The 17,972-nt window shown below is 59.6% G+C and carries 15 protein-coding genes and 1 pseudogene; 7 read left to right on the plus strand and 9 right to left on the minus strand.

Annotation, left to right across the window (positions count from 1 at the left end; translation table 11 throughout):
• Positions 1-193: 193 nt before the first annotated feature.
• The 7 genes and pseudogenes from ACWBU6_RS14890 to ACWBU6_RS14920 all read right to left on the minus strand — a co-directional run bounded on the left by ACWBU6_RS14890 (position 194) and on the right by ACWBU6_RS14920 (position 6,436).
• Positions 194-966: pseudogene (locus ACWBU6_RS14890) on the minus strand (VIT1/CCC1 transporter family protein).
• A gap of 57 nt (positions 967-1,023) precedes the next feature.
• Positions 1,024-1,818, minus strand: coding sequence for a class I SAM-dependent methyltransferase (locus ACWBU6_RS14895; protein WP_452644096.1), 795 nt, complete (start codon positions 1,816-1,818; stop codon positions 1,024-1,026).
• Positions 1,819-1,982: 164 nt separating this feature from the next.
• A complete protein-coding gene (locus ACWBU6_RS14900) occupies positions 1,983-3,149 on the minus strand; it encodes an extracellular catalytic domain type 1 short-chain-length polyhydroxyalkanoate depolymerase (protein ID WP_452644098.1) in 1,167 nt (388 codons plus the stop codon).
• Between the two features lie 8 nt (positions 3,150-3,157).
• Positions 3,158-3,577, minus strand: coding sequence for a CopG family transcriptional regulator (locus ACWBU6_RS14905; RefSeq protein ID WP_452644100.1), 420 nt, complete (start codon positions 3,575-3,577; stop codon positions 3,158-3,160).
• Positions 3,578-3,917: 340 nt separating this feature from the next.
• Complete coding sequence (locus ACWBU6_RS14910) at positions 3,918-4,199, minus strand: hypothetical protein (protein WP_452644102.1); 282 nt, start codon at positions 4,197-4,199, stop codon at positions 3,918-3,920.
• A gap of 422 nt (positions 4,200-4,621) precedes the next feature.
• Positions 4,622-5,746 carry a sensor histidine kinase gene (locus ACWBU6_RS14915; protein ID WP_452644104.1) on the minus strand — a complete coding sequence of 375 codons (1,125 nt, stop codon included), beginning with the start codon at positions 5,744-5,746 and terminating at the stop codon, positions 4,622-4,624.
• A gap of 288 nt (positions 5,747-6,034) precedes the next feature.
• Positions 6,035-6,436: a response regulator gene (locus ACWBU6_RS14920; RefSeq protein ID WP_452644106.1), complete on the minus strand. Its 402-nt coding sequence runs from the start codon at positions 6,434-6,436 to the stop codon at positions 6,035-6,037.
• 303 nt (positions 6,437-6,739) lie between these two features.
• On the opposite strand from ACWBU6_RS14920, the gene ACWBU6_RS14925 reads away from it, so the two are divergent.
• Positions 6,740-6,922, plus strand: coding sequence for a hypothetical protein (locus tag ACWBU6_RS14925; RefSeq protein ID WP_452644108.1), 183 nt, complete (start codon positions 6,740-6,742; stop codon positions 6,920-6,922).
• A gap of 939 nt (positions 6,923-7,861) precedes the next feature.
• Here the strand turns inward: ACWBU6_RS14925 and ACWBU6_RS14930 are convergent.
• Entirely contained in the window at positions 7,862-8,578 is a 717-nt protein-coding gene (locus ACWBU6_RS14930; protein WP_452644110.1) for a hypothetical protein, read from the minus strand.
• An 86-nt stretch (positions 8,579-8,664) separates the two neighbouring features.
• On the opposite strand from ACWBU6_RS14930, the gene ACWBU6_RS14935 reads away from it, so the two are divergent.
• The 3 genes from ACWBU6_RS14935 to ACWBU6_RS14945 all read left to right on the plus strand — a co-directional run bounded on the left by ACWBU6_RS14935 (position 8,665) and on the right by ACWBU6_RS14945 (position 11,192).
• Entirely contained in the window at positions 8,665-9,273 is a 609-nt protein-coding gene (locus ACWBU6_RS14935; RefSeq protein ID WP_452649568.1) for a TetR/AcrR family transcriptional regulator, read from the plus strand.
• An 84-nt stretch (positions 9,274-9,357) separates the two neighbouring features.
• Positions 9,358-10,161: an oxidoreductase gene (locus ACWBU6_RS14940; protein ID WP_452644112.1), complete on the plus strand. Its 804-nt coding sequence runs from the start codon at positions 9,358-9,360 to the stop codon at positions 10,159-10,161.
• 11 nt (positions 10,162-10,172) lie between these two features.
• A complete protein-coding gene (locus tag ACWBU6_RS14945) occupies positions 10,173-11,192 on the plus strand; it encodes an NADP-dependent oxidoreductase (protein WP_452644114.1) in 1,020 nt (339 codons plus the stop codon).
• Positions 11,193-11,489: 297 nt separating this feature from the next.
• On the opposite strand, the gene ACWBU6_RS14950 is transcribed toward ACWBU6_RS14945, so the two are convergent.
• Positions 11,490-12,911, minus strand: a complete 1,422-nt coding sequence (locus ACWBU6_RS14950; protein WP_452644115.1) for an efflux transporter outer membrane subunit — start codon at positions 12,909-12,911, stop codon at positions 11,490-11,492.
• Between the two features lie 93 nt (positions 12,912-13,004).
• Here ACWBU6_RS14950 and ACWBU6_RS14955 point away from each other — a divergent pair, with 93 nt between their 5' ends.
• The 3 genes from ACWBU6_RS14955 (at position 13,005) to ACWBU6_RS14965 (ending at position 17,960) form a co-directional block, all read left to right on the plus strand.
• Positions 13,005-13,622 (plus strand): TetR/AcrR family transcriptional regulator, encoded by a 618-nt coding sequence (locus ACWBU6_RS14955; RefSeq protein WP_452644116.1) that lies wholly within the window; start codon positions 13,005-13,007, stop codon positions 13,620-13,622.
• Between the two features lie 97 nt (positions 13,623-13,719).
• Positions 13,720-14,832, plus strand: a complete 1,113-nt coding sequence (locus tag ACWBU6_RS14960; protein ID WP_452649569.1) for an efflux RND transporter periplasmic adaptor subunit — start codon at positions 13,720-13,722, stop codon at positions 14,830-14,832.
• Positions 14,829-17,960 carry an efflux RND transporter permease subunit gene (locus ACWBU6_RS14965; RefSeq protein ID WP_452644118.1) on the plus strand — a complete coding sequence of 1,044 codons (3,132 nt, stop codon included), beginning with the start codon at positions 14,829-14,831 and terminating at the stop codon, positions 17,958-17,960. The genes ACWBU6_RS14960 and ACWBU6_RS14965 overlap by 4 nt, the downstream gene beginning before the upstream one ends.
• Positions 17,961-17,972 lie beyond the last annotated feature (12 nt).

Here is a 17,972-nt window from a genome sequence, read left to right on the forward strand (position 1 = left end):
CCGTGGTGGCTCTGATCTGGTCAAAGTGCTGCGCTGTGAGTTAGTCAGGGAACATGCTGCGATCAGCGTCAGATGCGGTTGGGCGACATCTTCAGCCTAGTTGGCGTCAACCTGGTCGTCCACCAGGGAATGCAGCAGTTCCCAGAATCTCGGACCATTTTTTGATCTGAGTCATTTTTGCCCGCGGCCCGTTCTATGCTACAGGTCCGAACTGTATGCCGATCCCGACAGTTGCCGCCATTGAAAGCGCGCTCCAGAACGCCACACGGGCTACTCCTTTTACAACATTAGCGCCACCAAACTTCGCGGCCAGTCCACCCAAGATGGCCAGAAAGGTCAGTGAAGTGGCGACAGTAAGCGGAATGAGCATATTGTGCGGCGCCAGCAAGACCACCAATATCGGCAGCGCTGCACCGACAGCAAAGCTGGCCGCTGATGATGCTGCGGCCAGCAGCAGAAACACCACCATGCGCCGGCTACCGTAAAATGGTCGATTGGTGTATTCCTCATCGATCAGCGCCCGCAGTTGGCCATCCTCCTCGTCCACCAATGGCTGGCGCGCTACCGCTTCCAGCCGCCGGTAGACCGTGGAGCGCGGTACGGCTGCCAACTCGCACTGCACCGCCAACGGCACCTCGTCGCCTCGGTCAATCCATTGCGCCCGTTCGGCCGGGCTCATTCCCCGAGCTTTTTTTTGAGCCAATCCACCTGCATCTTCAGCCGACCAATCTCGCCATACAGCTTATCTTCTGGACTGCTTTCATCGACCGGCTTGGGGCCGCGCTTCACGTCGAACAGCGCCCCGGCGTTTTCCAGAATCTCCTTTTTCCACTGGCCGACCAGCACCGGATGCACGCCGTACTCCTGCGCGATCTCCGTCACCGTCTTCACCCCGCGTACCGCTTCCAAGCCGACCTTGGCCTTGAACTCCGCCGTGTGCACCCTGCGTTTTTTGCCTTCACTCATGCGCTATCATCCTTTCACGGACGACAGCTTAAACCACCGTCTCAAATTCGGGGTCCACTATACAAAGCGGTCATAACAGCGCGGTTCGTCCGACAGTTCGCGGTGGTCCTTTTCCATCAGCGCCAGCTTGCCGTTGAATCCGCGCCTGTTCATCACTTGTAGCATGCCATCGTTTTGATTCTTAACAAGCCCATAGCATGTGACGTCGGCGCGATATTTCTCTGCCGCGAGCATTGCCAGGTAGCCCCAGCCGGGGCCAACTTCAATCAATCTATCGCCCGGATTGATACGCAGCTTTTTGCAAATCGCATCAAAGTTGTTATGTTGTGCCTCGTCCAGCGTCGATGTGTCGTTTTCCCAGCATCCTTCGCTATATCCATAGGTATCGCCCAGGACGAGGCGAAAGAATTCCGTCGGTAGGCCGTAATGGAAAGTTGCGTTGCGTTTGGCCTGGGCAAAGTTCAGATTGTTCTGGCGCCGCTCCAAGGACTGGCGCTTGATCCAGGTTAGTGGGTGCTCGACTCGTCCGAATGGCTTTCGATAGCCGATATTGACGAGCCGGCGCAGTGCATGTTCGCCGATGATATCGATCTCGCCTTCAAAATATGCCTCCAGGAATTCGAACATTCCACCCAACACCATGCGCCATTCTGCAGCGCGATTGCGGAAAATGATTGTGATATCGGCGCTGCCAAGCTGCGTGCTCTGATACGCGCTCCCGTCTGAAAAGATCACTTGAAGATGGTATTTTTGCCCTTGAGCAACGCTCTTCACGGTGCGGCGAATGATTGCTTTGATGAAGCCGCGTTCTTGATATTCGCGCTCTGAGCCGATGGAAGGCCCCTCTTGCATGATGCCTCCACGAGATCTTGACATCGTTGGCGCTCTTTAACGTCAGCGTTGTATTGAGATGGCGGCGACGTGGCGCAGGTGGATTGCAACACCGTTGTGAGCAACGGTCTTCCAAGTCATATTAGCTTGCGTTATAAGGTCACGCAAATCCGGCTGCCATACTTTTAGCGCTCACATTCTGTCGCAGGCCTCCGCGCCCCATTGAAGAACGCCAGCATTTCCTTCGATGCGCATGGCCCGCTTGGATCGGTATGCGAGCCGGCCGGCTGGCCTCCCTGCCACGCGTGTCCTGCTCCATGGACGAGCCAATGCTCCGCAATGCAACCGCCATCTGCGTGCCGCCAGCTCGTTTTGGTATAAGCCCGGCCCGCCGTATGGCCATGTTCGGTGCGTTCCTGCAATGCCGAGCCGCGGGCCGTGTCCTGTGCCGCGATGAATTGGCGCAAGACGATGGTGCCGTTCTCAGGATGCACTACACCGTCGGCGTCGCCATGGAAAACGATGATCGGCACACTCTTGCGCAAGTTTGATTTGCGCTTTGGACGCTTCATGGCGTGGAGGCCCGTAATCATGTCCTTGCCGCTGCCAGCGGCCAGTCCGGAGTGGATGCCAACGGCGGCAAATAGGTCGGGGTAGGTGGCGCCGAGGATGGCAGCCATCGCGCCGCCGGCGGAAAGGCCCGCGACGAATACGCGGCTCTCGTCAACCGCGTGGTCGGCCATGATCTGGCGCGTCATGGCGGCCAGTATCGCCGGTTCTCCGGCGTCGCGCGACTGTTGTGCCGCGTCGAACCAGTTCCAGCATCCGGACGGATTGGCAGTGCGGTCCTGCTCGGGATAGAGCACGATGCATGCATCGTCATCGGCGAATAAATTCATCGAGGTTCCCAGCGCGAAGTCGTCGGCATTCTGGGTGCAGCCGTGCAACATCACGAGCAGGGGGCGGTTCGCGAGCGAGGCGCCAGGCGGCAAGTAAAGCTTGTAGCGGCGTCTGCCGGCTGCACACCTGAATACCCCACTCATGAACTGGCCGCGGCCTTGGTGTTCGATAGTGTCCTGTGCGTTGGGCGTTGATCCGGTGTCGACGGGCGGGCGCCCCATGCGCAGTGGACGCCCAGTGCAGGCAGCGCCCGACCACGTTGGAACGCTGTTCAGGTCGACGAAGCTTGATGGCTCATCTTGGGCGGCTTCCCTGTCGGCGGCAGGCGCTTCCATCAGCCCAGCTTGGCGCAAGGCACGCTGGATGATCTTGGTTGCGCCGGCGGCGTCGTTGGCGCTGGCCAGCTTGGTCGACGCCATCATCTGTTTGAGGAACTGATCGAGAGGTTTCATGTTTTCCCCTAGCGGGTCTGAATGCGGTCTGCCAGCACTTGGCGGACAGCTGGACTAGCGATAAATGCGCCAAGCACTTCGACGCTGGCGATGGCTGCGTCGGCCAGCTCAGGGGCTACCTCCTCTTCGATGACAGCCAGCCCCAGCACCTGGATGGCAAGCCTGTTCCCGCTTGTGACTATCTGTTCCAGTTCCTTACGGGAATATCGGTAGTGGCCGAGGACATAGCTTTTGCGCAGCATGGCCTGCTGGATGGCGTCCGCGTGTACTTGCAGCTGGTTGCGAATCGCCGTGCGTACGAAGTCGGTTCGGTTCGAATAGAACCCTTGGTTGACCAGGAGGTCGAGCTGCGCCAGGTCGACCAGGCCGACATTGACGGTCACCTTGTCACTGTCGGGAATGCGTTGTGGTGCTGTAACGATCTTCATGAAGCCTCCTCGCTGTATTCTATACTCCAATTGGAGGACATGTGGAGTATTTCGAGGGGCGCGCACGGTTGAAAATACCGGCTGGCGGGTCGCTGCTGCATGCGTCTCGAAGGGGGGCGGCGTCACCGGCGAAGGCATATTGCGGCCGGCGTGCAGGGGCATTCAAGCGCCCACGCCCCCGGAGTGCAGGGGCCTAGGCTTTTCCGCGCGCCGGGAACAGCGCCCCGGCGACACGGTAATGCAGGCAGCGCTATCGGCGGCGCCTGGTCCAGCTGACTGCGATTAGCCCAGGTATTGGGTCAGTCCCACCCCGGGCGGTCGCTGCCTGCGGTGTCCAGCCCTACGCCGCCATTCTGGCCCAGCTGACCTGCGAAATAGGCGCACTTCCCCCGGCAACAGCAGCGCCGACACGGCGCTGGCGGCATGGCCTGCCGTAGCGCGCCGGTCCGTCTGCATGGGCGGTGGCGCTATAGAGCGCTGCACCATCGACGTGGTGGAAGGTGGTGACAAAGAGCCGTTGCGGCGGCGCGCTGTCGATGCCGGCCAGGCTGTCGCTGAAGCACAGCCGGAATTGCAGATCGTGCAGGGGCCGCTCGCAGGTGTTGCGGAACTCGATTGTCATGCGCAGGACGTGGAGGCCGTTCTCCAGCCGGGCCGCGCAATGCCAGCGGATATGCAGGCCCAGAGCCTGCTGTAATCCGCTGGCGATCAGCAGACGGGAAGGTGGGCCGCAGTAATTACTGACCCCCGCGACCAGCCAGTGGCCCCGGGGACGTCGGCGCGCCAGCGATATGCGGGGTCGCTGCCCTCCTGCTTCTATGGCGCGCCGGCCGCAACCAGCAGCAGGGCGGTTACAGATGGCGGCACGCCGGCTTCCAGCGCGAGTGCAGGGGCGCTGCCGGTGTCGAAGCGCAGCCAAAAAGGGCCTGGCGATCCAGTGCAGGTGGACTTTTCCGCGGGCGGCGTCTTGGCTGACTCGACGATCTTTCCTATAACAATGGCCCGCGACTACCATGTCTATCGCCGTTCACCTGGCGGAGGCATTTATTGCGACAGGGTGCGGCGGGGGAGTGTGACGGTGAATACGCAGCCAACGTTTGGAACATCGCGCACACTGAGGCGGCCGCCATTGTCCTCCACGAATTGCTTCGAGATCGTCAAGCCTAAGCCCAAGCCACTGCCTTCCCGGTCGCCCTGTTCAAATGGCTGGAACATGCGTTGCGCAAGGTCCGCGCCAATGCCGCCACAATGGTCTGCCACTTCGATCAGGATGTTGTCGCCATCGGCGCGGCAAGCCAACGTTACTTCGGTGTGGGGATGGGTATATTTGAAGGCGTTCTGCAGCAGGTTGATGACCGCGGCAAGCAGCATCGGCCGGTTTCCGCGGATCGCGAGATCCCGGTTCACCGCTGCGACACGCAAGTGGCAATCCTTGGCGATTGCAGCCAAGGACGCAGTTGCATCGACCTCCGCGATGAAATCGGCCAGCGAGAAGGAGGTTTGCACGCCGTGCAGGTGCTCGTCTCGTACCAGTGCGATGGTGCCGTTGATCAGCACTTCCATGCCATCGACACTACGCGCGAGAATGCTGCCGGTTGCGCCACTCAGGGGGAGGTTGCCGGCATTACAGGCGGCGAAAGCAAGCTTGGCTGTGCCAAGAAGATTGCGCAGCTCATGGACGAAGAAGCCCATGCGCTGGTTTTCTTCGGCATCGTGGCGCTCCGCCTGGATTGTCTCGCGTTGCTGGCTAAATGCAGTGACGGCGTGCGCAATGGCGACGTCAAGACAGCTATTCAGTGTGCGGAACTCGTCGACGGAGAACGGGGTATCACGTTCCACTGCGAGGTCGGTAATGGCTTGGCACAGGTCGCCGTAATTGTGCACCACCTCGTCAACGCGGAACTCCAGGCCTAACATATCCTTACCATGCTGCATGGCCGAAGCCCCAATGGCTGCGTGTTTGCCGTCGGGCGCAAGCAGGCAGGGATCCGTGAGGCTGAGCGTGGCCTCGGCTTGTACCCTACGCAGTGTCGCGACCAACTGTTCCAGGAACAGCGGTACGCCGTGCAGGAGCTGCTCCGGGGTGGCGGAATGTTCGCGCAAAGCCACTTTGGCGCGGCAACGCGCGATCAGTTCGCTGCGATTGTTCTGGAGGAAATCGTGTAGCATGGCGCCCCTTCAAATTGATGACGTTGGCTCACGCGTCGGATGCGGCATACCTGCCTTCGTCCAATGACTGCACGCTGATCCCGGTGATATGGTTCAGCACAAAAAACCTTGCCGGTGCGGGCTGGTCTGCTTCTCCAGCGGGCCCACAGCTAAAGCAACTGGTCGCACCTGCATTCATTATATGCAGTGAGTGGCTGCGCGCTCGTGCCAATCGAACTCGTCGCCAACGGGCGCTATTTACTGGGCCTGATTCTTATCGCGATGGATGCTGGTCGGGACGCTGATGACCTAGGAAATACCCGGTCCGGATGGTCTCGTGGCGCCGAAACGGTGGACCAGGTCGAGCAATTGCTGCACCTCGAACGGCTTTGCCAAACAGTGCACTATTCTGGCGGCGACCAATGCGGCATTGTTGTGGCTGCTGTCCCATGCGGTCCAGGCGATGATCGGCAGTTCGGCGCAGCCGGGCAGCGCATGCATGGCTTTGGCCGTTTCATAGCCATTCAGGCCGGGCATTTGGATGTCCACGAGCACGACGTCAGCCTGCCACGCAGTGAGCAAGGCCAGTGCCGACTGGCCATCATAGGCGACCCTCGTCTCGATTGCATGGTGGTTGAGAAGCTGTGAAACCATGTCCACCGCATCCCTGTTATCGTCGACAAGCAGCACGCGTGGGTGGCTTTCTTCCATTTTCAAGTCCTAGAGAGTCATTCGACCCCTGCCAGACGGGCTGGAGTGAATGCCCAAGAGATCAGCATAGCGATGCTTGCCAGGGGCGGGCGCACGATAGCATGCCGGTGGCAGCGCCTGCTGTGATGCAGCAGGAGGCGACGGCATTGTTTGTTGACGATTCACGATACCAGGCGCGACTGCTAATGCTATAACGCAATGCGGTGATGGCCTGGGCACAATGGATCAAAATTTGACCTGGATCATGGTTGGGGGAGATCCCGCGGCGCACTATCTGCTCATTCGACGCGACAGGAGACGTCCATGCGCACGCTCGTACCTATGCTGCTGGCAAGCTTGCTGGCCACCCATGCTTATTCCGACGACAAACACCATCCTCTCGAGGCGGCGGCCAAGGCGGCGCCGGGCAATGCTCTCGAAGCCCGTTCAGCTTACTACGTCCGACCTCATGAAGCGACCTGGTGGAAGGGGCGAGGATATCTGTGACAGTTGAAATGCCATACCTACAGCGCAAAGCCGTAAAATAGTACTATTCGAAACGACGGCCAATCCGGTATTTCTTGCGGACGCAAAAGAATGTTTGGGAGGCGAGTACGGAGTCGGTACGGAGTACGGTCGGATTTTCTGGGATCGGCTGGGAGACGCGAGATGAGTGCTTCTCCTATGAGAGGGGTCTCAAGACAGCTCGCACAGACTCTCATTTGAGCGTTCACACTGCAGGGGTCGCAAGTTCGAAACTTGCACTTCCCACCAAAATACCCATAAAATCAAGCACTTACAGCATCAATTCAAGAGTTTGTAATGTGCAGGGGTCGCAGGAAGGAAAACCTGTTCTGACCTCTTGAAATGATCATCAAATCAACGGCTTGCGAACTTTGTCGCAGGCCGTTTTTGTTTGGTACGGAAAAAGTACGGAAAAGTCTTCCGCACAGCAGGGCGTGAGGGGCATTCCGGCAAGGCGCTGGCCCCTGGAATGGCATTGAATTGGAAGACCTCTGCACTTCTACTGCAGGGGCTACTCGTGTCGTTGGTGTATTGACGGGGAGTTTTAACAATTAAATCAAAGATCTGCGCCTTTGAGAGAAAATGCTGTTGAGCTCAGTATGCAAGAAGCATGAAAGCTCCTTGTGGCGGAAAGGCAGAATACGTTGGGTCGCGATCGGGGATCTAGGTGAGGCAGGCTGGTTAGCGTTGCAGGTATTCGAGCGGTTCACTGGACAGAGAGTCATAGGCTCAGCGCCAGCGCAACCCATCTAGTGGGCAGAATGGTTGCTGTTCATTGTGCGACGAATACCGGAACTACTTCCCTAGTCGAGATCCAAGTGAGTCAGATTTCAATGCAACTCAGCACCATTCCGCTGCCGAAAGCCTGATGCAGGATGCGTTGCACGACGGCAATGTTGCGCCGATTTCGCGATCAGGTGCTTATTTGCCGAGCAAACGAAGGGACTCTTCCCAATCGCTTTCCCAAGCGTAGAGAAAGTCGTGCGATTTGAATGCGCGCTTTAAAGGGCCGAGCGGGACACGGTAGACGTCGTGCAGGCCCAGGGCGAGCGTGACAGGATTCCACACCGCGTTGCGTTTCGATTTTCGGGCGCTTGCTTTGAGGCGAGCGCCATCGTCGCCGAAGATGCCCACCGCCGCATCCAGTTCGCGCGCCAGGTCCAGGCGCACGAAACCGGAAAACACCGCCAACACCTCGGCCTTGCCGATCCCGAACTGCGACTCGCTGGCTCCCGGGGCTGGCGCTTGCTGCTGCGCTGGGCGCGCCTCGTGTTTGAGTTTTCCGGCGAGCCGCTCCAGGTCCTTTTTGAGAAAGCGCAATTCATCGAGCGAGCGACGAAATCCCGGCGCAGGTAACCGCGCCGGCAGTTTGTAGGCATCTTTTGTGAACGTGATCAGGACATCTTCGCTACCGGCCACCAGGCGGGCAATATCGTCCTGGAAGAAAATCGGCGCTGCATAACCGCCATTGGCATCGCCGAACAGTTCGGGATATGTCGCATCGTAGTCAAGCCAGATGACAGGCGTTAGCCCGTTCTCGAGAAGTCGGGCCAGGGTCCAAGGAGACTCGGTCTGCTGCGTCAGCCAGGCGCAGGCTTCATTGGCGGTGGCCCGGAAAGGCAGTTCGATATCGCTCATTCGCGTTTCTAAAGGTTTTGCTGCAAGCCAGTCATTATATCTGCAGTATCCGCCGAGTCTTTGTGCACGTTTCGGAAAACTGGTATATGATGGTCATCATGCCAAAGAAAACCACCAAGCAGCAGTTGCCAAATCGCAAAGAGGAAACGCACGAGCGTATCGTGGAAGTCGCCGCGCGCGCGATTCGGCGCACCGGCTATAGCGGTACTGGCGTCGCTGACATCATGAAGGAGGCTGGCCTGACGCACGGCGGTTTCTACGCACACTTCAATTCGCGCGATGCGCTGCTCGCTGAAGCGGGGGATCGTGCTGGTGCCGAATCGGTGGCGCTGGCGGCACGCGTGGCGGCTACAGCTCCACCAGGGCAAGCATTGCAGGCAATGATGCAGGCATACCTGTCCCCGGAACACATCGCGGCCATTGAAACCGGTTGTCCGGTCTCGGCACTAGGCTCGGAAATGCCAAGGCAAGCGCCGGAGGTGCGGCGCGCGGCGACCATCCACATCAAGGAGATGATCGACTTGTTTGCGCGTCAATTGCCGGACTGGGGGCAGCCCCAGGCGCATGAGCAGGCAATGGCACTGGTATGCGGTTTGATTGGTACAACGATGGTGGCTCGCGCGGTCGACGACCCCAAGTTGTCGCAAGCACTTTGTGCAGCAGCTCTAAAGCAATTTTCACCGGCAGCAGGGTGATGTGGGCGCTAAGGCCGCGCCTTTTTTGCTTCAGAATATGATGGGCATCATATGCCTTGTTCGATTTGAGAGGATACCGACGTTATGAAAAAGATTGCATTGGTTACCGGCGCTTCGTCCGGCATTGGCGAGGCGACGGCAACGCGCCTGTCAGAGGCTGGCTTCACGGTGTACGGCACCAGCCGCCGCGGCGCCCAAGGGGAGAAACGGGCATACGAAATGCTGCCTCTCGATGTGACCAGCGACGATTCGGTGCAAACCGCTGTCGCGGCAGTGATTTCCATCGAAGGGCGTATCGATTTGCTCGTCAATAATGCGGGATTCGGCGTCGCTCCAGCGGGTGCCGAAGAAAGTTCGATCGAGCAGGCGCAAGCGATTTTCGACACGAACTTCTTTGGCGTGGTTCGCATGACGCGCGCCGTGCTGCCGCATATGCGGAGCAGGGGGCAGGGGCGCATCGTCCACATCGGTTCCGTGCTGGGCTTCCTTCCGATGCCATACGGCGCCTTGTATGCGGCCACCAAGCATGCCATCGAAGGTTACTCGGAATCGCTGGACCACGAATTGCGCAACTGGGGTATTCGCTCAATCGTCATCGAACCGGCGTACACCAAGACACCATTCGATGCCAACCTGCTGGAGCCTGATGCCAAGCTGGATGCTTACAGCGAAGTGCGGGACACCGTGACCCGCCGGGTGCAGGAAGCGATGGCTGGCGCTGAAGGGCCGGTTGTGGTTGCGGAAACTGTATTGAAAGCAGCGCTGGCAAGCAAACCAAAGCTGCGCTACACGGCTGGTGGCCTGGCAAAGCGCCTGCGCCTGTTGCGCTCGTTCGCGCCAGCGGGCCTGGTTGATGCCGGCTTGCGCAAGGATTTAAGCCTGGTCTAGGAGAGACTCCGATGAAAGCATTGATTTTAAGGCGCTACGGCGGCGCAAAGAACGTCGAATTCGCGGACCTTCCGCAGCCCACGATTAAACCGGATGAGATCCTGGTCCAGGTGTACGCGGCCGGACTTAATCCCATCGATAACATGATTCCCACCGGGAGCTTTAAACCCATCGTCAAACTTCAATTGCCTGCGACCATGGGCAGCGACCTCGCCGGCGTTGTCGTTGAAGTCGGGAGCCGGGTGACCCGGTTTAAAGTCGGTGACGCGGTATTTGCCAGCACCTTTGACCTCGGCGTCGGTGCGCTCGCCGAATACGCCGCAGTGCCGGAGCACGCGGCGGCGCTGAAACCAGAGAACCTGGACTTTGTGCAGGCAGCGTCAATTCCAATGGTGGGGCTAACTTCGTGGCAGGCGTTCGTAGAACGAACCAAACTTCAGTCAGGCCAAAAGGTCTTTATTCCGGCAGGTGCTGGTGGTATCGGCACCTTTGCCATCCAGTTGGCGAAACTACTGGGAGCCAAGGTCGCAACGACGACAAGCGCCGCCAACGTTGAATTTGTGCGCAAGCTCGGCGCGGATGAAGTGATCGACTATAAAAAGCAGCGATTCGAAGAGCAACTGCGCGACTACGACGTCGTGCTTGGCACATTGCGCGGCGGCGAACTGGAAAAGTCGCTGCAGGTCGTCAGGCCCGGCAGCCAGATTGTTTCGTTGATCGGGCCGCCCGATGCGGCATTCGCTCAGCAACGCGGAATGAACGTCCTGATGAAGCTCGTGTTCGGCCTGCTGAGCGGGAAAATCATTCGAAAGGCGAAGCAGCGTGAGGCCAGCTATTCTTTTCTTTTCGTGCATCCGGATGGACAGCAATTGGCAAAAATCGGCGCGCACCTTGCTGCATCGCGCCTGCACCCGGTGGTTGATCGGGTATTTCCCTTTGCCCAGGCAAAGGACGGGCTCGCGTACCTTGAGCAAGGCAGGGCGAAAGGCAAGGTAGTTGTGCAACTGGTGAAGCCGCTCTTAAAGGGGTAGCCTTCTTGCTGTTTGCGCAGGTGCCAATAGACGGAATATCGTTGATGATGCAGGTCCAACAACGGATGAAGGACAATCCAGTTTACCGGCCCAGTATCCCTTATCCTGACGGCGGACGGATTGCCGCAGAGTGACGCGGGCCAATCGGCGAGATTGCTGGACGTGCTGACAAAATCCAGCATCACGGCACCAGAGAGCCCAGCACAAGATTGGCGCATAGATGAACGCACGCGCACTGACTGAGCTGATTGTCCTGAAAATCGGCTTTGGGCACTGACATAGTCGAGTTTCGGGTGCTCATCCGCCGAGCGCCTTGAACGCCGCGACGGCGGCACGGGCGGATTCGGTTTGAGCTTGTGCTTGCGCGTCGGCGGCATGCAGCAGATTTTCATCGGCTAGCAGCACTTCGACCAAGCTCACGATTCCTTGCTGGTATGCCGCAAACGAGGCCGCGCGCGCCCGTCCAAGCGAATTCACGCCGTCATTGAGGATGCTGACTTGCTGTTCGCGGTTGACCAGGGCGGACATTGCATTCTCCACGTCTTCCATAGCATGCAGGGCTGATAGACGGTAGGCTGCCAGAGCTTCGGACTCCCTGCCTTTGGCCACTTCAATTTGCGCGTTGATGCGTGCAAAATCGAACAGTCGCCAGCGCAAGCCCAGCACCCCCGCAGCTTGGTTTGCACTGCTGGAGAAAAGGTTACCGGCCGAAATGGCCGTTGTGCTGCCAAGCAGCCCGCTCAGCGACAGCTTTGGATAGTATTCAGCCGTTGCCGCGCCAATGCGGGCATTCGATGCCGCAAGGCGGCGTTCGGCAACGATCAGGTCGGGCCGGCGCCGGAGCAGATCACGCGGCGATCCGACGGACGCGACCTTGGGAATGGACGGAAGCACCGCTGGTGCCTCCGCCAGATCCTTTCGGTACGTTCCTGGAGCACTGCCAAGCATCACGTCCAATGCATTCATGGCCGCATCCAATCCTGCCTGCAGCACAGGCACCGTTGCCCGTACCTGCGCCAGGGCGCCTTCGGTTTGCCGCACTTGTAGCTCGGCTGCCAGGCCCTGGTCGTAAAGCTGCTTGATCTTGGCCAACAGTTCTTGCTGGGTCTGTATTTGCCTGCCTGCGACGTCGAGGCGAATTTGCAGGCCACGGATGGTCATGTAAAGGTCGGCAGTCTGAGCCGCCACAGCCAATCGCACGGCCGCTGCGCCAGCTTCGGAAGCCTGATATTCGGCAAGTGCTGCCTCTCGGTCGCGCTGCAAGCCGCCAAACAAATCCAATTCCCATGACGCTGCGAGATTGACTTCATAGGCGTTGCCATTTCGGTCATAGCCTGGCGTCGAACTCAAAACTTGCCCCAAAGGTGTTTCCAGCGACTGGTGGGCACGCGCGCCCTGGGCGCCGATGCTGGCCGACGGCAGCAGTGCCGCATTGGTTGAAGTCAGTCCGGCCCTGACTTGGGTGATGCGGGCCGCGGCCTGGGCGATGTCAAGGTTCCGCTGCAGTGCGAGCGTAATCAGGCGATTCAGTTGCGGGTCGTCAAAGCCTTCCCACCAAGCGACGGGTGGCGCTGTATCACGGGTGCCTCGCGGTTCGATGGCTTCCTGGCGGAGAAACTGGCCGGGGAGGGGAGTCTCGGGACGAACATAGTCGGGGCCGACCGCGCAACCGGCTGTCAGGCTGGCTATTACTGAAATGAGAAGGCTGGTTTTTACCATGGCTGTCTTTCGAGAGAGGTGGATTTTACTGTGACTGTATCACGAAATGGTCACTAGTTGTGCGAACTGGAGCCAGGCGGTAAGCTGTCGGTCATGAATACAGCAACCGTTACCCCCAGCCCAACCCGCGGACCGGTCGACCATGAGGTGCGCGACCAGATCGTCGCCGCGGCGAGTGAGCATTTCCGTTTGTATGGCTATGAAAAGACCACCGTTTCCGACTTGGCTAAGTCGATCGGCTTTTCCAAGGCGTATATCTACAAATTCTTTGATTCCAAGCAGGCGATTGGCGAGCAGATTTGTGCGAACTGCCTGGCTGAAATCGAGTCGGATGTCAGGGCAGCTATCGACGCGGTCGAGAAGCCGCCCGAGAAACTACGCCGTATGTTCAAGGCGATTGTCGAATCGAGCCTCCGTTTGTTCTTCGAAAATCGCAAACTTTACGATATCGCAGCAGCGGCGGCCACGGGAAACTGGGAAGCCACCAACATGTATGAGCGGCGTATCCAGGCCATCTTGCAGGACATCTTGCGGCAAGGCCGCGAGACGGAAGATTTCGAGCGAAAGACGCCACTCGACGAGGCCGTGAACTCGATTTACCTGGTGATGCGCCCGTACCTGAACCCGGTCCTGTTGCAGTACGGCCTCGACTCCGCGCACGAGGCTCCGCTTCAATTGTCGAGCCTGGTGCTCCGGAGTTTGTCGCCTTAAACGAGCACGTCCGGCAAAAAAACACGGCGGTGACCATTGACTTAAATGGTCACTGGTCGCAAAATGGAATCCTGTCTGTTTGCTTTTCGGGATTCCTATGCGCCGCCGCAACCTCGCTTTTTCGTCTGTTATTGCCGTCCTGCCCCTTGCGTTAGCCGCTTGCGGCGAGAAACTGCCGTCCGATCCCCGTACTGCGGCTCCATTGGTGCGGGCGGTCGAGGTCGAGGGCGATGCCGCAGACGCACGCTCATTCACTGGTACGGTCGCTGCCCGCGTGCAAAGCGACCTGGGTTTTCGTGTCGCCGGCAAGGTGTTGGAGCGGCTGGTGGATACAGGTCAAGCCGTCAAGCGTGGCCAGGCGCTGATGCGTATCGATCCCGCCGACCTGAAGCTCGCGGTGAACGCCCAGCAGGAAGTCGTTGCTGCCGCACGGGCGCGTGCTCAGCAAACAGCCGACGATGAAGCGCGCTACCGCGGCTTGCGCGGTACCGGCGCCATCTCGGCATCGGCCTACGACCAGTCCAAGGCTGCAGCAGATGCGGCCAAGGCGCAGCTCAGCGCGGCTGAATCGCAGGCGGAAGTGGCACGCAACGCGAGCCGTTATGCGGAACTGGTGGCAGATGCGGATGGTGTGGTTGTCGAAACGCTGGCAGAGCCGGGCCAGGTCGTCAATGCAGGGCAGATCGTAGTGCGCGTAGCGCACGCCGGCCGGCGCGAAGCCGTCATCCAGTTGCCGGAAACACTGCGCCCGACCGTAGGCACCACCGCGCAAGCCAGGCTGTTTGGCAAGGAAGAACTGTCGGTGCCGGCCCGGTTGCGCCAGCTTTCCGATGCCGCTGACCGGCTGACGCGCACGTATGAGGCCCGTTTTGTGCTCGAAGGCGAGCTTTCGAATGCGCCACTTGGCGCCACTGTCACCATCCAGGTTCCGCTAGCGAACGCGCAGGCGTCGGGCGGCCTGCGCGTGCCGATTGGCGCGCTGTTTGATGCAGGAAAGGGGCCGGGTGTCTGGGTGCTCGCAGGGGAGCCGGCCAAGGTCTCTTGGCGGCCGGTCGCCGTGCGGGGCATGGATGACGATAGCGCGCGGATTGCCGGCAGTCTTAAACAGGGCGATCGCATCGTCGCCCTCGGTGCACACCTGCTGCATGAAGGCGACCAGGTACGTGTAGCTGGCCAGGCTGTTGCTGCAACCGTTGCGGGGCGACCATGAGTGAAGGGCGCTTCAACCTGTCGGCGCTGGCGGTACGCGAGCGCTCCGTCACCCTGTTCCTGATTTGCCTGATCTCCCTGGCCGGCATTATTGCTTTCTTCAAGTTGGGACGCGCGGAAGATCCTGCGTTCACTGTCAAGGTGATGACCATCGTCACTGCCTGGCCCGGCGCCACAGCGCAGGAAATGCAAGACCAGGTCGCAGAAAAGATCGAGAAGCGCTTGCAGGAATTGCGCTGGTACGACCGAAGCGAAACCTATACCCGTCCAGGACTGGCCTTTACTACCTTGACCCTGCTCGACAGCACGCCGCCTTCTGAGGTGCAGGGCGATTTCTATCAGGCGCGCAAAAAAGTCAGCGATGAGATAAGCAGCCTGCCGCCCGGCGTCATCGGTCCACTGGTCAACGACGAATACGCGGACGTTACTTTTGCGCTGTTCGCCCTCAAAGCGAAGGGCGAACCGCAACGCACGCTGGTGCGCGACGCGGAGACGCTACGCCAGCGCCTGCTGCGCGTTCCCGGCGTGAAAAAAGTCAACATCATAGGCGAGCAGGCGGAGCGCATTTACCTTGAGTTCTCGCATGAGCGACTGGCAACGCTTGGCGTCAGTCCGCAGGATGTATTCGCGGCGCTGCAAAGCCAGAATGCACTGACCCCGGCCGGTTCGGTGGAAACCAGGGGCCCCCAAGTGCTGGTGCGCCTGGATGGTGCCTTCGACCAGTTGCAGAAGATTCGCGAAACGCCTGTTGTGGCACAGGGCCGCACCTTGAAGTTATCCGACATCGCCACGGTCAAGCGCGGTTACGAAGACCCGGCAACATTTATGATCCGCAACGGCGGCGAGCCGGCGCTGCTGCTCGGCATTGTCATGCGTGAAGGCTGGAATGGCCTTGACCTTGGCAAGGCGCTCGACAAGGAAGTGAGTGCGATCAATGCTGAACTGCCGCTCGGCATGGGGGTGAGCAAGATCACCGACCAAGCCGTGAATATCGGTTCGGCCGTCGATGAATTCATGATCAAGTTCTTCGCCGCGCTGCTGGTGGTGATGGTGGTGTGCTTCGTCAGCATGGGGTGGCGGGTCGGGATCGTGGTTGCCGCGGCCGTGCCGTTGACACTGGCGACGGTGTTCCTGGTGATGGCAGCAACCGGCAAGAATTTCGATCGAATTACGCTGGGCTCGCTCATTCTCGGCCTGGGCTTGCTGGTGGACGACGCCATCATCGCCATCGAGATGATGGTGGTGAAGATGGAGGAGGGCTTTAGCCGTGTCGCCGCCTCGGCCTACGCCTGGAGCCATACTGCGGCGCCAATGCTGGCCGGCACGCTGGTGACCGCGGTAGGCTTCATGCCAAATGGATTTGCCCGTTCTACCGCGGGCGAATACACCAGCAATATGTTCTGGATTGTCGGCATCGCTCTGATTGCCTCATGGGTGGTGGCTGTGGTGTTTACACCTTACCTTGGCGTCAAGCTGCTGCCCGATTTTGAGAAAGTCGCAGGCGGTCACGGAGCACTTTACGACACCCCTCGTTACAACCGCTTCCGCCAGCTCCTGAGCCGCGTGATCGCGCGCAAGTGGCTGGTAGCGGGTGCGGTGGTAGGTTTGTTCGTTGTGGCCGTACTCGGGATGGCCGTGGTGAAGAAGCAGTTCTTCCCGATCTCGGATCGCCCCGAAGTCCTGGTCGAAGTGCAGATGCCTTATGGCACGTCGATTACCGCAACCAGTGCCGCCGCTGCAAAGGTGGAAGCCTGGCTTGCCAAGCAGGATGAGGCAAAAATCGTTACGGCCTACATCGGCCAGGGTGCGCCGCGCTTCTACCTGGCGATGGGCCCGGAATTGCCTGATCCCTCGTTTGCCAAGATCGTGGTGCGCACCGATAGCCAGGTGCAGCGGGAGGAATTGAAACAGCGGCTGCGCCAGGCAATTGCCGACGGCCTGGCTCCCGAAGCACGGGTTCGCGTCACCCAGCTTGTGTTCGGACCGTACTCTCCATTCCCGGTTGCCTATCGCGTCTCTGGCGCTGACCCGGAAAAGCTGCGCCATATCGCTGCCGAGGTGCAGCAGGTGATGGGCGCGAGTGCAATGATGCGGACGGCGAATACCGATTGGGGAACTCGCACGCCATCCCTGCATTTCACCCTGCAGCAGGACCGGCTGCAAGCCATGGGACTGACTTCAAGCGCGGTGGCGCAGCAATTGCAGTTCTTCTTGAGCGGCGTGCCGATTACCGCAGTGCGCGAGGATATCCGCACGGTGCAAGTGGTAGCCCGCTCGGCTGGCGAGACTCGCCTCGACCCCGCCAGGATTGCTGATTTCACGCTGACTGGCGCGAATGGTCAGCGCATTCCATTATCCCAGATCGGGAAGGTCGAAGTGCGCGCGGAGGAACCGGTGATGCGCAGGCGTGACCGTCTGCCTACGATCACGGTGCGCGGCGATATCGCCGAGGGCCTGCAGCCGCCGGACGTATCTGCAGCTATCAGCCGCCAGTTACAGCCGCTGATTGACAAGCTGCCGAGTGGTTACCGCATCGAGCAAGCTGGGTCCATTGAGGAATCGGGCAAGGCGACTACCGCCATGCTGCCTCTGTTCCCGATCATGCTGGCGATTACGCTGCTGATCATCATCTTCCAGGTGCGCTCGATTTCCGCGATGGTGATGGTGTTCCTGACGAGTCCCCTGGGGGTGATCGGGGTGGTGCCGATGCTGATCCTTTTCGGGCAGCCGTTTGGCATCAACGCACTGGTGGGCTTAATTGCGCTGTCAGGCATCCTGATGCGCAACACGCTGATCCTGATCGGGCAGATTCATGACAACACGCGAGCTGGACTGGATCCATTCCAGGCCGTTGTGGAGGCAACGGTGCAGCGTGCCAGGCCGGTGATCTTGACGGCGCTGGCGGCGATCTTGGCTTTCATCCCGCTGACCCATTCGGTGTTTTGGGGCACGCTCGCTTACACGCTGATCGGCGGAACCTTTGCGGGAACCATTCTTACGCTGCTCTTCCTGCCGGCGATGTATGCGATCTGGTTCAAAATCCAACCTGGCGGCGATAGCAGGGCGGAAGACGAAATTGATAAGCAGGGCAATGTAGCTCTAATCTCGGGACGGCTCGGCCATCATTAATTGAAAACGAAA

The sequence above is a fragment of the Pseudoduganella sp. HUAS MS19 genome, assembly GCF_053615455.1.

Coding starts and splice junctions, on each gene's coding strand:
- ACWBU6_RS14905 (WP_452644100.1), bottom strand. CDS start 3,577: ATGAAGATCGTTACAGCACCACAACGCATTCCCGACAGTGACAAGGTG.
- ACWBU6_RS14960 (WP_452649569.1), top strand. CDS start 13,720: ATGCGCCGCCGCAACCTCGCTTTTTCGTCTGTTATTGCCGTCCTGCCC.
- ACWBU6_RS14940 (WP_452644112.1), top strand. CDS start 9,358: ATGAAAAAGATTGCATTGGTTACCGGCGCTTCGTCCGGCATTGGCGAG.
- ACWBU6_RS14935 (WP_452649568.1), top strand. CDS start 8,665: ATGATGGTCATCATGCCAAAGAAAACCACCAAGCAGCAGTTGCCAAAT.
- ACWBU6_RS14965 (WP_452644118.1), top strand. CDS start 14,829: ATGAGTGAAGGGCGCTTCAACCTGTCGGCGCTGGCGGTACGCGAGCGC.
- ACWBU6_RS14955 (WP_452644116.1), top strand. CDS start 13,005: ATGAATACAGCAACCGTTACCCCCAGCCCAACCCGCGGACCGGTCGAC.
- ACWBU6_RS14900 (WP_452644098.1), bottom strand. CDS start 3,149: ATGAAACCTCTCGATCAGTTCCTCAAACAGATGATGGCGTCGACCAAG.
- ACWBU6_RS14925 (WP_452644108.1), top strand. CDS start 6,740: ATGCGCACGCTCGTACCTATGCTGCTGGCAAGCTTGCTGGCCACCCAT.
- ACWBU6_RS14950 (WP_452644115.1), bottom strand. CDS start 12,911: ATGGTAAAAACCAGCCTTCTCATTTCAGTAATAGCCAGCCTGACAGCC.
- ACWBU6_RS14895 (WP_452644096.1), bottom strand. CDS start 1,818: ATGCAAGAGGGGCCTTCCATCGGCTCAGAGCGCGAATATCAAGAACGC.
- ACWBU6_RS14910 (WP_452644102.1), bottom strand. CDS start 4,199: ATGACAATCGAGTTCCGCAACACCTGCGAGCGGCCCCTGCACGATCTG.
- ACWBU6_RS14920 (WP_452644106.1), bottom strand. CDS start 6,436: ATGGAAGAAAGCCACCCACGCGTGCTGCTTGTCGACGATAACAGGGAT.
- ACWBU6_RS14945 (WP_452644114.1), top strand. CDS start 10,173: ATGAAAGCATTGATTTTAAGGCGCTACGGCGGCGCAAAGAACGTCGAA.
- ACWBU6_RS14930 (WP_452644110.1), bottom strand. CDS start 8,578: ATGAGCGATATCGAACTGCCTTTCCGGGCCACCGCCAATGAAGCCTGC.
- ACWBU6_RS14915 (WP_452644104.1), bottom strand. CDS start 5,746: ATGCTACACGATTTCCTCCAGAACAATCGCAGCGAACTGATCGCGCGT.